The following is a 14,189-nucleotide window of genomic DNA, read 5'->3' as shown; positions in this document are numbered from 1 at the left end:
TTACCCCACAACCTCCTCTCTTAGCTTGATAAAAAAGACCATTGTATGCGTTTGCAGAAAATGAACTTCCATTTCGCTGATCGTTGTCAAAAGCTGGGCACCCAATGGTGATTTCATTAATGAGTATATTCGCCCACCTTTTCCCAGTCAATCCTACTTTCGTGTGAAATTTGAAAACGCTTGCGCTTAAAGGGGAATTCTAAGCTGATTTTCATTTAAGACTCATTTAAGTAAACGGGCCTATTGTGGGGATATCGAATCGAATTGGCAAGGAGTGACCCTGATGAGCAAGAAGAGAAAATCACCGAAAAAACTGATTATTGTCCTTTCCCTCTCCCTTACCGCGATCGGCGCCACCGTATACGGACTGGCGGACCGTTACTTAATCGAGCATGTGGAGGCTGTCGTCGCAGCGCCTACCGTTGCTTCCGAAACTGCGGCCGTAAGCACCGCCGATTCCGCATCGGCTTCTGCCGGCACAACAACCGCCGCCAGCACTGGCTCAACCGCGGGCTCGGATTCCGGGACCGGTTCGGCATCATCAATCGGCAGCGCGGCAGACAGCGCCTCATCCGATGATTGGAACTACAACAGCGATGATGTCGATATCGCCGTCAAGAAGGTGGAGACCGGCAGCGGGTCGGACAAGATCACGTACTATGTCGCAGACGTCCAGCTCAAGAGCTCGGCCAATCTCCTGACCGCCTTTGCGGATAACGCCTTTGGCCGCAACATTATCGAGAACACTTCAGAGATCGCTTCTTCTAACAATGCGATTCTCGCCATTAACGGCGACTATTACGGCTTCCGCAACGATGGCGTCGTCATCCGCAACGGCACACTGTACCGCAATGAACCCGCGCGCGAAGGGCTTGCCCTGTTCAGCGACGGCACGATGGATTCGTACAACGAGGAGGAGACTTCCGCAGAGGAACTGCTGGCAGAAGGCGTTACGAACACCTTCTCGTTCGGTCCGGTTCTCGTGAATGACGGTGTGGCCGTCACCGATTTCGAGAATGTCAGCATCGACACGAACTTCGGCAACCGCTCGATCGACAGCGCCAACCCGCGTACCGGCATCGGCATCATCTCCCCGAACCATTATGTGTTCGTCGTCGTCGACGGCCGGCAGGAAGGCTACAGCAGAGGCATGACCCTGAACGAATTCGCGCAGCTGTTCAAGGACCTGGGCGCCACCGAAGCATACAATCTCGACGGCGGCGGATCATCCACCATGTATTTTAACGGCAAAGTCGTCAACAGCCCAGGCAGCAAGGGGCAGGAGCGCGGCGTGAGCGACATTATTTTTATCGCCGAATAACCGGCAATGAAGAAGTATGAAGGAGGCAGACTATGACAACCGTATTGATTCCCGCATATGAGCCCGACCGCAGACTGTTGCCCTTAATCCATCATTTGAAGGCGGCAGGCATCTTCCGAATCGTCATTGTCGATGACGGCAGCGGCGAGGCGTACCGCGATATTTTCAAATCTGCCCGCGAAGCCGGCTGCACCGTGCTGGCCCATGATACCAATCTCGGCAAAGGCCGGGCGTTGAAGACAGGCTTTCGCTTCCTGATCGATACCGGTGAGGCCGGGAGCATCGTCTGTGCCGACAGCGACGGACAGCATCTGCCGGACGACATTAAGAAGATCGCGGATGCGGTGGAAGGCCGCCGGAACGAGATCGTGCTCGGAAGCCGGCATTTTACCGGCCAAGTTCCGCTAAGAAGCCGCTTTGGCAACAGCGCCACCCGCATGGTATATGCGCTGAGCACCGGTCAACGGATTCAGGATACCCAGACCGGCCTTCGCGGCTTCCCGGCGGAGATGCTGGAATGGCTGTGCCGGATTCCGGGCGAGCGCTTTGAATATGAAATGAACATGCTGCTCAGAGCAAAAGGAGACGGTTACCGGCTCCATGAGATTCCGATCGATACCGTATACCTGGAGAACAACAAATCGTCGCACTTCCGCCCGATTGCCGATTCTGTCAAGGTGTACGGTCCAATTCTGAAGTTCTGCTCATCTTCGGTGCTGTCAGCCGTTCTCGATATCGTCATGCTTCTGCTGCTTCAGAGCATGACCGGCCATCTGCTCTTCTCGGTCATCGGCGCCCGGCTGTGCAGCTCGGTCTTCAATTACCTGTTGAACCGCCGGTACGTATTCAGCAGCAAGCCGAAGTCGGCATTCATCTCCTCGGCGCCGAAATATTTTGCGCTGGTTGTGCTGATTCTGCTGCTTAACTACGGCCTGCTGGATGTGTTGAGCGTAAGCCTGGGCTTCCCGCTGCTCATCGCCAAACTGCTGACGGAAGGCTTCCTGTTCGCGTTCAGTTACTGGTCGCAGCGCAAGTTTGTATTCTGATCCGCAGTTAACCGGCCGCAAGCATCCGTAAGCCGGCGCCGTACTTTCGGGTACGCGCCGGCTTTATACTTGCCCTGGCTGATGGCACATAAGTAAATCTTGACAATCCGCAAAATCGAGTATACATTTGTATACATTCAATCATCCCGTATACGAATGTATACATTTCAAGGAGGAGATTGCAATGCGTGAAGGCAGACACGGACATGAGGGATTTGACGGTCCCAGGGGGCATTACGGAAAACGGGGCTGTGAGCATGATGAGAAGCACAAGCAGCGCTTCCAGAGCGCCCAGACCTTTCGGCGCGGCCGTGCGGTCGCTTTTCTGGAGAGACTTGATCTGAAGCGCTCCACCCTAGTGCAGCAGCTTGATCAGCCGGAATATGAGTCCATCAAGCAAGTCATCAGCGGTGAACTGAAAGCCGTCGATTCAATAATTCAAGAGTTTATCCATGCATTCGAACTGCGGGAAACCCCCGCTGGCAGCGATAAGACACCCGAAGAGAAGGATACGAATCATGAGCGTAACTGACACTATCAAGACCCGCAGAAATATCAAGGCGTTCAAGCCCGATCCGATCAGCGAGAGTGAGCTCGCTTCCTGGCTGGAAGCTGCAAGCTACGCGCCGAATCACCGCATGAACGAACCTTGGGAGCTCCTGCTGGTCGGAGCAGACACCCGGGCCGCACTGAAGCACAAGACCGACTTCGGCCAGGCGCCTGTCGTGCTTGCGGTGCTGTCCAAACCCGCGCCGACGCCGTTCGAGCGCGACGAGAATGTGATGGCCGCCTCCTGCTTTGCACAGAATTTCCTGCTGGCCGCCCATGAAGCCGGTGCAGGCACTTTCTGGTCTTCGCTCGGCGCGCTGCCCCATAATCGCGAAATTCTGGGCGTGCCCGAGGGCTATGATGTCATTGGCGTCTTCGGCGTCGGTTATCCTGCGGAAGTGCCAGAGGTCAAGCCGCGGACCCCGATTTCCGCCAAGCTCACCCGCCTGCCCTAAACCCGCCCCATTCAAGATACCGGAGTACGGAACAAACCATCAGACCGGCTCCGGTTATCTATTCATTCTGCCTCTCGGCCAATGAATCTTTCTCAGCCAGTGCGAGATTCCAGAAAGAAATTCTAGACATGCATTTGGCCTGAAATCCCTTTGGATGTGCGCATTCTCCATTTTGCGGATATGCCGTTACCCTTGCTTGAGGTCCACATATTTTGTAGAGATAGATGTGAGAGACACTCAGAGATAAAGGGAGCGATGTCATGGCAGCCGGCTCAAGAAACTCGGTTCATAAGCAGGGAGTTTCCATTATAACCTGTACCAATCGCCACAGCTGTTTGAGAAACCTGTTCGATAATTACAGCAGACAATCCCATCCCACCAAAGAACTCATCATTGTCGTCAACAGCGACAAGATCCCTCTTGAACCCTATCAAAAAATGGCCAAGAAGCTGCGCAGCGTGCGCGTCTTCCGCGTTCCGGAGCGCATATCTCTCGGTGCCTGCTTGAACTACGCCGTGGGGAAAACGAAATACAGCTATATTGCCAAATTCGACGACGACGATTATTACGCTCCCTATTACTTGACAGACAGCCTGCTGTCCTTTCGCAGAACGAAGGCCGATGTTATTGGAAAGCGGGCTCATTATATGTATCTGCAAGGGTCCAAAACGCTGATTCTCCGGTTTCCGCATGATGAGAACAAGCGGGCATCCCGGCTTCCAGGCGCTACTCTTGTCATGAAGCGCAGTGTGTTAAACCGGGTGCGTTTTCCGGACAGAAGCGTCGGCGAGGATGATCTTTTTTGCCTCAGAAGCAAGAAAAAGGGGTTCAAAGTCTACTCGGCGGGCAGACATAACTTTGCGGCTATACGCCGGAAGAATTCTTCCAAGCACACCTGGGTCATCAGCGATAAAGAACTGATCGCCCACCACAGAACGATCCCGAACGTGAGAAATTACAAGACATTTGTCCAAAGAAAACCAAAGGGCGTTCATTAATGACGGCCCCCGATATTTCCCATACTCCGCATGGGGTATCCATCATTACATGCACTAAGCGCCGTCATTGCATGGACGCCCTGTTCCATAATTACAGCAGGCAGACTTTCAGCAATAAAGAGCTTATCGTCATCCTGAATCATAACGGCCTGAAGGCGGAGGAGTATATCCAAGCCGCGAAGCGGTACCGGAACGTAATCGTCTACCGCCTGCCCGGTCATGTATCGCTTGGATACTGCCTGAATTATGGAGTTGAGCGTTCCCGTTACAGCCTGATCGCCAAATTTGACGATGACGACTATTATGCGCCGGGCTATTTAACGGATAGTGTGCGGGTCATGAAGAGGACAGACGCCGATATTGTAGGAAAACGGGCTCACTATATGCATCTGAACGGCAGCAAGCAACTTCTCCTGCGTTACGGCAACAAGGCCAACCGATATGTTTCCCTCGTCCAGGGAGCGACTCTGCTCGTGAAGCGGCATGTCTTCCGCAAGGTCCGTTTCCACAATCTGAACCGGGGAGAATGCGTGAAGTTTTGTTCGGGCTGCCTGTCCAAAGGCTATAAGATTTATTCGGGCAGCCCCTCGCATTTTCTTGCGATTCGAAGAAGGAACTCCATGGGCCATACCTGGATCGTAAGCGACAAGAATCTGATGACAAGGAACGCCAAGGTGCTTAAGGTGAAAGATGCACGGCGATTTGTGGGACGGGGTTGACCCGTCCCTGCTTCGGCCGCTATCATGCCTCCGCTTTATGAATTCCAATGATATCCTTCAAAAATATTGTTTTCTTGTCATGCCAATTATATAGTAGAAAGAAGATGCACGACCTTAGACCCACGAAGATTCGATGAATACAATTAACAAGAAGGTGTACAATATTGGGTTTACAGGCATGGATTGATCTACTGCTGTTCTTTATTTTGTTCGCCCTGTTTATATATATTTTCGTCACCGTTACCATCACTAAGCTGCACAAGGTTTATTTGACCTTCCACTTCGCCATGATGATATGGCCGTACAGTCAGTTCGTCATCAAGACGATCGACAACCCCGGCTATCAATTATTATATGTGAAGCTTGCATTTGTGGATTCGGCGGTGATTACGGCAGGATGGCTGTACTTCACAATTCTTATTACCGGCCAAATCCAGTTTCTGCGGAGAAAAATATGGGCGTGGCTGCTCCTTCCCACACTCGTCGCCCTGTTGGGTATCCTCGTGAATCCACACGGCTTATTTGTTCTCCCTGTGAACGGCGGGTATGTCGAGAGAATCTATGGACCTATCTTCTGGTTCTATATTTGCATCCTGGTATTGTATCCGATCGCTTCGCTCTATATGATATATTTGGCTCTGGCATCGGGTCGTACGCCCCGCAAAAAACAACAGATCATGCTTATGCTTAAAGGGCTGGTGGCTGTAACCGCTCTCCTTCTGCTCGATATCTTTCTGAATGTTGTGCTATCCGACTATTTGCCCGTCATCCCGGGAATGACTTCTCTTGGCATTTTAATATCGGCAATCTTCTTTGTCATTTCCATTAATCGGGATAAAGTGCTTGATATCGTGACCATCGCCCATCAAGATATAATAGATACGATGGCCTATGGGATTCTGGTGCTGGATGACAATGAGTGCGTAGTTGAAATCAATCAATCGCTGCGCCCTTACTTGAACCTGCATATCGGGGACCGTTTCAACATAGCGGCCCTCTTCCCCCAAGGAGCGCTCAGCCCCAACGACTTCCTGCATACCTACCGGGAGCATCCGCTGAAGGACTGCGAAATCGAAGTCTATTACCCGAAGTACCGGAGGTATCTTCATGTCCATGCCGCGGCCATCATGGTCGGCGGCACCATGATAGGGCGGATCATTACTTTCCAGGATATCTCCGAGATGCGCCGTCTTCTTGATGAGACCAGCCATCAGAACATCGTCCTGCAGGAACGCAACGAATCGTTGATCGAGGTGCAGAAGGAGCTGTATCAGACTAACCGGAAGCTGAAAAAGATCGCGATCACCGACAGCTTGACAGGCTGTTACAACCGCCACTATTTGACGCAAAAGCTGGAGGACGAGCTGATGAAGCCCAGCATCTTTCAGCGGCCGTTTGCCATCATTCTGCTCGATATCGACTATTTTAAATCGGTTAACGATAATTACGGCCATTTGGCCGGGGATGAGGTGATCTGCCATACGGTGGAAGTCATTAAGGGGACTCTGCGCGAGGCGGATGTTCTGGCGCGTTATGGCGGGGAAGAATTTATCATCTATTTGCCTGACACAGACGAATCCCTGGCACAGCTTCTGGCGGAAGAAATCAAGGCTAATGTGGAATCGAATGCGGTGATCATCGAGCATGTCGTTCATCCTATATCTGTTACGATCAGCATGGGGCTGTTAACCATCCAGAATTATCCGGAGGAGCTCCACCAGGACCCCAAAACCCTATTAAATGAATTGTTTAAAGCCGTAGACAAGGCGCTGTACCAGGCCAAGCATGAAGGACGCAACCGGATTGTCAGCCTGGTTCAATAGAACCGTTCCACCCGAGATTGAAAGGAAGAGACTGATTCATGTCACAATGCCAGGTATGATGCGAGTGATTAACAAAACCGCCATCAAGTATATTTCCGTCATCGTCTTGTTTGTCGGCCTTCTCATTGGCCTGCGCTGGACGTGGTCCGAGCTTTTTCCGGTATCAAAACAGCCGCTGGCTGTTAATGGTGTACTTGACCTGCGCGGCCGGGATTTGGAGAAGTCCCCCTCATTCTCTCTGGATGGCGAATGGCAGTTCTATCCGGAAAGCCTCGTGTCCCGTCAGGATCTGCGTAAGGCTGATCATACAGCCCGATATGTACAGGTCGAATAAGCACGGCCAACTTCGGAACAGTCGCGGAGAGTGCCGATGCATACAACCCCAGGAATATCTCCTATTCCCCGTCCTACACATCGGAAGGCGCGACAGAGATTGATTTGCTCATCCAGGTGGCCAATTATGATGATCCATATAACGGCGGTATCCTGAGTTCCATCCGCTTCGGCTCCCAGGCGGAGATTGACTATGCGCGTTGGTATTCGATCGGATTCCAAATGGTAGCGTTTATCATTTTGCTGCTTCACTCCGTGTATGCCAGTATCTTCTACCTGTTCAACCCGAAGGAACGGGCTTTGTTCTATTTCGGCCTGCTGACGCTAACGGTTGGAGTCGCAATTGTATCCGGTCATGATAACCTGCTCATGCTATGGTCTTCTGGTTATCCGAAAATTCTCAGCGGCTCCTCCGAAGAACCGGGTGCTGCGCGTATTCATAGCCGCACTTCTGTGCTACTCGGGGTTTCTGCTGGCCTCACCGGCTTCAATGGTCTATGAAAGCGTCCATCTGGGGATCTATTACTTTTTCTATTTCTTTTCATTTGCCTGGTTTCTTCTTGTGGCGGGGATGATGATCTTCCGGGAGCGCACCGACAAGGACGCCGTCTTCCTGCTGCTGTCTTCCGCAAGCATCATTTCCAGCGTTTTCTGGGGCATATGGAATTCTCATTGGGCGGTTACTCCCGTCTACTATCCAATCGATATCATTTCGGCCATTATCGGATTTTCGGCATACTGGTTTAAGAAATACTTCCACAAATCCCAAGAGAACACTCAGCTGAATGAGCAGTTGAAAGAAGCGGACAGGCTGAAGGACCAATTTCTCGCCAACACATCGCATGAGCTGAGAACACCCCTGCACGGAATTATGAATATTGCCCAGACCGTTGCAACCAAGGAACAAGACAGGCTGAGCGAAGGCAGCCTTAATGATATGAATCTGCTGATCACGATAAGCAGGCGCATGTCCTATCTGCTGAGCGATCTTCTGGATGCCGCGCGACTTAAAGAGCATCGCATTATCCTGCAGCAGGATTCCCTCCGGATTCAAGCGATCATTCCCGGCGTAATCGGCATGCTTCAATTTATGACCCAGGGCAGACCGATCCGGCTTATTCAGAGTGTACCGGAGATGATGCCGCCGGTCATGGCCGACGAGAAGAGAATCGTGCAAGTGCTGTACAACTTACTGCATAATGCCCTCAAATACACGGAGGAAGGGACCGTCTCGATCTCCGCCGAAGTGCGTAACGGCCAGGCGGTTATTGAGGTTGCCGACACCGGGGTCGGCATGAATGAAGAAACACAGGCAAGGGTGTTTCAGCCTTATGAGCAAGGAGATTACAGGAGAAGCGATGGAAGAGGCATCGGGCTAGGTTTAAGTATATGCCGGCAGCTGGTGGAGCTGCATGGCGGTCAGCTTACCGTATCGCTCCGAGCCTGACAAGGGCTCCGTCTTCAGCTTCACTTTGCCGCTCGCAGAACCGTCGGTCTCCTCACAAACGAATCCGGCACTTCCGCTTCACCGGGAAGCGAAAGAGCTGTCACCCGGACCGGTTGTTCCGGACACGGCGGCAAGCGAGCTCGCCGCTGCTGCTCACATCCCGCCGCTATTGAACGGCAGTCATATCCAGATTCTCGCGGTGGATGATGATCCCGTCAACCTGAATGTGCTCACCGGCATTCTCTCGACGGAGCCTTACCAGATCACAACCGTAAGCTCAGCCCAGGAAGTGCTGAGCCTGCTCGGCACCCGGCAGTGGGATCTGCTGATCGCGGATGTCATGATGCCTCATATGTCCGGCTATGAGCTAACGCAGAAAGTGCGTGAGCAGTTCTCCCTGTCCGAGCTTCCGGTGCTGCTGCTGACTGCGCGCAGCCAGCCTGCGGACATCTACACCGGGTTCATGTCGGGAGCCAACGATTATGTGACCAAACCTGTAGATGCGATGGAACTGAGATACCGGATCGGGGCTTTGATCACCTTGAAACAATCCATAAATGAACGCCTGCGCATTGAAGCCGCTTATCTGCAGGCGCAAATTCATCCTCATTTTCTGTTCAACACGCTTAATTCCATTATGGCTTTAAGCGATATCGACACGGAGAAGATGCGTATGCTGGGCGACGCCTTCGCCTCCTTTCTGCGGATCAGCTTTAACTTTCTCAATACCGAGGAACGGGTCAAACTTTCCCATGAGCTGGAGCTGGTCGAAGCCTATTTGTATATTGAGAAGGAACGATTCGGGGACAGGCTAACTATCCAATGGGAAGTCGAACCCGGCATCGGGCTGCTCCTTCCGCCGCTTTCCATCCAGCCGCTTGTCGAGAATGCCGTCAAGCACGGTATTCTCAGCAAGACTAAAGGCGGTACGGTTCATATCCGGATTGCCCGCCATGACGGCTTCACGCTTGTTGAAGTCATCGATAACGGCAAGGGGATGGAACCGGAGCAGATTGCCAGGCTGCTTAACCCGACTCTGAAGGGAACGAGCGGAATCGGACTATCCAATACCAACCGGCGATTGAAGCAGTTATACGGTCAAGGACTGTCTATTCACAGCAAGCCCAATGAAGGCACCACTTGTATCCTTTGTCATTCCGGACAAGATGCCTTCGAGAGTCAAATAAAGTGTGCCGGATGGCAGCGATCCGGTCAGCCGGCAGCCAAATTCATTTCTCCAGAGGCACCTTAATCAAATGAAGGCCCGGGCATGTCAGCACTAGGGTGGAACCGCGGGTGCAATGAGCTCTCGTCCCTGGGCATCGAAGACGATGCCTTAGTGACGGGGGCTTTTTTCGTTATTTATGGGCATTCGCAGCAAACCATTGAACGAAGGAGCGATTAACGATGAGCAGTATCGCAGCAATGGAACAAATCGTTGCGCTGGCCAAGTATCGCGGTTTTATTTTCCCGGGATCCGATATTTACAGCGGTCTGGCGAACACATGGGACTACGGCCCGCTTGGCGTGGAGTTGAAGAACAACATCAAGCGTGCCCGGTGGAAGAAATTCATTCAGGAATCCCCCTATAACGTAACCCGGTGCCGCCTAACAAATTGTACTTCATCACATGTCACTCCTTTTCTATACTCGCCTTGCTTGTGCAAAAAAAGAATAAGACCTAGAGTGAACTCTAGGTCAAGCGGTTTATCCGTGCTGCAATCTTTGGATCATGGGAGCCGGGTCAATGCTATCATTGGCGGGCAATACCCGGCTTCCTGATTAGTTCTCCGAGAACCGGACCGCATCATTCATGCTGCCGACGGATTCAATCGCAACGAGCGGATTCCAGAAATCGCGATACCGTGCGATAAGGCCGTCCTTCGTCTGAACAACGCTGATATAGGTCTGATTGTATGGGTTGCCTGTCTCCTGGTGCTTCCCGAACGATTTGAACTCTGCAATCACAAGCTCCGGATCGGCTGTCAGGTGAAATTCAAGGTCAGTGAACTGCACTTCAAAATGCTTCGGAAAATTCTGCATGTAGTCAAAAAGCTCCGCTTTCCCTTCCTTCAATTCCGGAAACCCCGCAGGGCCGTATGGAAACTCAAGCACTCCGTCCTCCTGCCACAAATTCACCCACGCCTCAATATCTCCGCCCGACAAATATTTCAGATGATTCTTGAATGCTTCCTGTGCTCTTGTGCGGATTTCGTCTTGCGTTAACAGTTGGTTTGTCATGATATTTTCCTCCAGTCGATTTGTCAAATTATATATTAGATCGTTCGATCCAATATTCTCAAAAAATAAGGCACTTTCTCAATGCGATGTCGGTAACTGCGTATTGACCTCCGTCGTCTTCTTCTGTCTCAGCGTCGAGAGGGCAACGAGAATAGCCAAGATTGTAACGCTGGCTGCGATCAGGAATGCCGTGTGAATGGCTTGATTCAGGTCAGCGGCCGCCATCGATTCCAGCGTCGTACTCGATCCCAGGCTGGCTGATATGATGGCCATGATGACAGCAAGGCCGACTGCGCCGCCGATTTGTTGGCCGGTCGAAATCATTGCAGAGGCTACGCCTTGCTCCTTCGGATCGATTCCCGTGCTGCCTGCAATGAACATGGTCGTGAACACAAGCGCCTGGCCAATGCCGATGATCACGGTTCCGGGAATAATCCCCCATGCACTGCCCGATTCGGACAGCCTGCTAAGGAGCAAGAACCCGATGCCCCCAAGCCCCATACCGATAGCGAGCGTTCCGGCCACCCCTGCGGTGGACAGCATTTTGTTGATGAGTTTTGCTCCCAGGAATGCGCTGATCGTCAGCGGCAAGGAGCTTACTCCGGACAGGATCGCCGAATAGTGCAGAACCCCTTGTGTGTACAAGGTCAAGAAGTAGTAGAGCGTGCCGAATGAAGCCGAGAACAGTGTCGCCATCAAGGCGGCCCCGGTCAAATTGCGGTTGCGGAACAATCTGAATGGGATTAACGGCGCCTTCGTGCGGCTCTCGATGACCACGAACAGAAGAAGCAGAACGGCTCCGATGAGTCCGAACGGAAGCGTCCCCGCACTGCCCCAGCCTTCTACCGGAGACTGGATCAAGTAATAGACGATAAGAACCATGCCCGCCGTTACCGACATCGCGCCTGCCGCGTCAAAATGCCTTTTCCCGGATTCAGTCTTGCTCTCTATGAAGACGATTGGCGCAAGAATAATCGCGATGATCGTAATCGGCACATTGACGAAAAATGTGGATTCCCATCCGACATAACTGGTTAGCATTCCGCCAAGCAGCAAGCCAAGCGACAAGCCGACGCCGCCCATAGCGGCCCAGATGCCCATTGCCCGGTTGCGCTCGGCACCTTCATCGAAGTTCGACATAATCAGCGACAACGTTGCCGGCGACAGCAGCGCTCCTCCGAGGCCTTGAAGCCCTCTTGCTATGATCAACATCATTTGCGAGGTTGCCAGACCGCCGAGCAATGAACCCGATCCGAAGAGGGCCATTGCGACGATGAACATTTTCCGTCTGCCCAGCAAATCGGACAATCGTCCTCCAATCAGCAGAAATCCCCCGAAGACGAGCGAGTACGCGCTGACGACCCACTGCAGATTGTTGGCGGAGAATCCCAATGCGTCTCCCAATGAAGGCAAGGCTACAAAAATGATCGTGTAATCAAGCGCCAATATTAACTGGGATACGGCAAGAAGCATCAAAGCGAGGCCTTTATGCCGGTTTGTATTCATGATTTCATCTCCTTTTCATTTTGGACTAAATAGTCTGTTTTGATTAAAAAAATAATGATTTAACGATCCTGCCCATTCAGTCACATGTTATGCTCGCTTGAGCATCCTTTCATGATATCCGATTCAGGCCAAACCAGACCGAACGATCTGATATTGACAAAAAATCAGACTGTTTTAACAGCGATTGAGCGTAGAGAGCACAACAGCTGAGATATCTTCCAGAACCTGAGGATCGTTAAATAGCTTCGCCGCTTGGGTCAATCCGTATCTCGCATGATATAAATATCGCGCAAGAGCATGCAAGTCCTGATTTGGACCCAGCTCTCCCCGGGCCTGCCCCCGAACCAATGCGTCATAGAAGGCTTGTTCCAACAGCTGCCGATCTTTTTCAAACAGCGCTGCGATTTCAGGATCATGAGGCACTTGATCGATGGCGCTATGCAAGATCAGGCATTCCTTCCGCTGTTCTTCATCCTGCAGCACCGACACAATGGTCTGAAAAATGTCGGCGACCGCCGTTTTGACAGAATCCGCAGAAGCCAGATAGGCAGCGGCCGCTGAAGATTTCCCTTCAACATACTGCTTCACGGCCTTGATGAACAGATCTCTCTTCGTCCCGTACGTATCATACAGACTCTGGCGGGCAATCCCCAGTCCGTCGAGCAAATTCTGGAGGGACGTGCCTTCATAACCATAGTAGCCGAAGACTTCCATTGCCTTATGCAGCACTTCGGTGGTATCGAATTCTTTGCTTCTTGCCATTTCATACCCTCCTTTCTGTCCCTCATACTACACTTTTTAGATCATACAGTCAAGAATGAGGGTTTTGATCTGAAATAAGGCTTACTTTATTTTCTTCACTTAACCTGCTCTTCCCACTGATTCTTTCTAACCTCTTTATACACATATATTTTATTGTTAGCTTGTCCTTTTACAAATGAATGCCCATCTTCAGTCCATTCTTCCAGAACGAATAGAGAGAACAAATTTGCATTAACCGTGGGTACTTCTATCCCGTCTATGAATTGTATTTCTCGTCCAGTTGGAAAAAAAGTATGCCATTCTGTTGTGCCCAACTTTTCCCCCAAGATGCCGGCATACCCGCCTCTCAGATGGTGAGAGCTGATTATTTTGAATCGATATTCTAGCCAATCCCTTGAAAAAAAGGAGTACTCATAATGTGTATTGGGCTCTACAATGATGTGGGATTTTTCTGACACGGGATACTGCGCCTCTACTTTATGATATATGATCTCCATTGCTGTTATTCGGAACGATAAATAGAGAATCACCCATAAGATAGCTATAAACACTGGCAACCTGGGCTTAAGCTTCTTGCATAAACCCACTGTTACTCCAATTAATAATGGAACCCAGATTATCGGGTCTCCCAAAGTTATTGCGCCCATGCGTAAAGAAACATGATCAAATGGATACAGTAAGGGAATTTCATGTCCCAAATAATCTAAGAATAAATGCCCTATCAACACAGCTAAAATACAAGTTCCCCAAACCCGCTTGAAACTCACCGTTTTATATATACGCTTGGCTATGAAAGCAACTCCTAAAGCTAAAAAGGGCGGTACAAAAATAGAATGGGACCACGGATTAGTCGCTCGTCCACCGAAAAGGTCTGGCAATATACCACAAAGAGCACCGAAACTCAATGTTGTAACAATGTCTTTCCAGGTTTGTCTTGGGAGACAACACCACATAATAGACGCCCCAAATATCACATGTGAAAACATATG

15 protein-coding genes and 1 pseudogene are annotated in these 14,189 nt (G+C 51.2%); 12 read left to right on the top strand and 4 right to left on the bottom strand.

Annotated features, from left to right (window positions below; translation table 11 throughout):
- Positions 1-283 precede the first annotated feature (283 nt).
- The 12 genes and pseudogenes from PSTEL_RS02895 to PSTEL_RS26665 all read left to right on the top strand — a co-directional run.
- Positions 284-1,321 carry a phosphodiester glycosidase family protein gene (locus PSTEL_RS02895; protein ID WP_038693371.1) on the top strand — a complete coding sequence of 346 codons (1,038 nt, stop codon included), beginning with the start codon at positions 284-286 and terminating at the stop codon, positions 1,319-1,321.
- A gap of 32 nt (positions 1,322-1,353) precedes the next feature.
- Positions 1,354-2,367 carry a bifunctional glycosyltransferase family 2/GtrA family protein gene (locus PSTEL_RS02890; RefSeq protein ID WP_038693369.1) on the top strand — a complete coding sequence of 338 codons (1,014 nt, stop codon included), beginning with the start codon at positions 1,354-1,356 and terminating at the stop codon, positions 2,365-2,367.
- Between the two features lie 184 nt (positions 2,368-2,551).
- Entirely contained in the window at positions 2,552-2,899 is a 348-nt protein-coding gene (locus PSTEL_RS02885) for a hypothetical protein (RefSeq protein ID WP_038693368.1), read from the top strand.
- Positions 2,886-3,371: a nitroreductase family protein gene (locus PSTEL_RS02880; protein WP_038693366.1), complete on the top strand. Its 486-nt coding sequence runs from the start codon at positions 2,886-2,888 to the stop codon at positions 3,369-3,371. The genes PSTEL_RS02885 and PSTEL_RS02880 overlap by 14 nt, the downstream gene beginning before the upstream one ends.
- Positions 3,372-3,631: 260 nt before the next feature.
- Positions 3,632-4,369: a glycosyltransferase family 2 protein gene (locus PSTEL_RS02875; protein WP_038693364.1), complete on the top strand. Its 738-nt coding sequence runs from the start codon at positions 3,632-3,634 to the stop codon at positions 4,367-4,369.
- Positions 4,369-5,088 carry a glycosyltransferase family 2 protein gene (locus PSTEL_RS02870; protein ID WP_038693362.1) on the top strand — a complete coding sequence of 240 codons (720 nt, stop codon included), beginning with the start codon at positions 4,369-4,371 and terminating at the stop codon, positions 5,086-5,088. Before PSTEL_RS02875 ends, PSTEL_RS02870 begins: the two co-directional genes overlap by 1 nt.
- Positions 5,089-5,252: 164 nt before the next feature.
- Positions 5,253-6,911 (top strand): histidine kinase N-terminal 7TM domain-containing diguanylate cyclase, encoded by a 1,659-nt coding sequence (locus PSTEL_RS02865; protein ID WP_038693360.1) that lies wholly within the window; start codon positions 5,253-5,255, stop codon positions 6,909-6,911.
- 64 nt (positions 6,912-6,975) lie between these two features.
- Positions 6,976-7,245, top strand: coding sequence for a hypothetical protein (locus PSTEL_RS28820; protein WP_342666553.1), 270 nt, complete (start codon positions 6,976-6,978; stop codon positions 7,243-7,245).
- A 116-nt stretch (positions 7,246-7,361) separates the two neighbouring features.
- Positions 7,362-7,745 (top strand): hypothetical protein, encoded by a 384-nt coding sequence (locus tag PSTEL_RS28815; RefSeq protein WP_342666552.1) that lies wholly within the window; start codon positions 7,362-7,364, stop codon positions 7,743-7,745.
- Positions 7,735-8,691, top strand: a complete 957-nt coding sequence (locus PSTEL_RS28810) for a sensor histidine kinase (RefSeq protein WP_342666551.1) — start codon at positions 7,735-7,737, stop codon at positions 8,689-8,691. The genes PSTEL_RS28815 and PSTEL_RS28810 overlap by 11 nt, the downstream gene beginning before the upstream one ends.
- A complete protein-coding gene (locus tag PSTEL_RS28805; RefSeq protein ID WP_342666550.1) occupies positions 8,657-9,943 on the top strand; it encodes a response regulator in 1,287 nt (428 codons plus the stop codon). Before PSTEL_RS28810 ends, PSTEL_RS28805 begins: the two co-directional genes overlap by 35 nt.
- 164 nt (positions 9,944-10,107) lie before the next feature.
- Positions 10,108-10,287, top strand: a pseudogene (locus PSTEL_RS26665) (glycine--tRNA ligase); the annotation flags it as partial.
- A 186-nt stretch (positions 10,288-10,473) separates the two neighbouring features.
- Here PSTEL_RS26665 and PSTEL_RS02850 read toward each other — a convergent pair.
- The 4 genes from PSTEL_RS02850 to PSTEL_RS28800 form a co-directional block, all read right to left on the bottom strand.
- Positions 10,474-10,932 carry a nuclear transport factor 2 family protein gene (locus PSTEL_RS02850; protein WP_038693356.1) on the bottom strand — a complete coding sequence of 153 codons (459 nt, stop codon included), beginning with the start codon at positions 10,930-10,932 and terminating at the stop codon, positions 10,474-10,476.
- 78 nt (positions 10,933-11,010) lie between these two features.
- Positions 11,011-12,438 carry an MFS transporter gene (locus PSTEL_RS02845; RefSeq protein ID WP_038693355.1) on the bottom strand — a complete coding sequence of 476 codons (1,428 nt, stop codon included), beginning with the start codon at positions 12,436-12,438 and terminating at the stop codon, positions 11,011-11,013.
- A 174-nt stretch (positions 12,439-12,612) separates the two neighbouring features.
- Positions 12,613-13,200 carry a TetR/AcrR family transcriptional regulator gene (locus tag PSTEL_RS02840; protein ID WP_038693353.1) on the bottom strand — a complete coding sequence of 196 codons (588 nt, stop codon included), beginning with the start codon at positions 13,198-13,200 and terminating at the stop codon, positions 12,613-12,615.
- A 95-nt stretch (positions 13,201-13,295) separates the two neighbouring features.
- Positions 13,296-14,186: a metal-dependent hydrolase gene (locus PSTEL_RS28800; protein WP_342666575.1), complete on the bottom strand. Its 891-nt coding sequence runs from the start codon at positions 14,184-14,186 to the stop codon at positions 13,296-13,298.
- Between the last annotated feature and the right edge of the window lie 3 nt (positions 14,187-14,189).

It is taken from the genome of Paenibacillus stellifer (genome assembly GCF_000758685.1).
Lineage (GTDB): Bacteria > Bacillota > Bacilli > Paenibacillales > Paenibacillaceae > Paenibacillus_AQ > Paenibacillus_AQ stellifer.
Note: the sequence above shows the minus strand (reverse complement) of the source record. Positions and strands in the feature narration are given on the sequence as shown.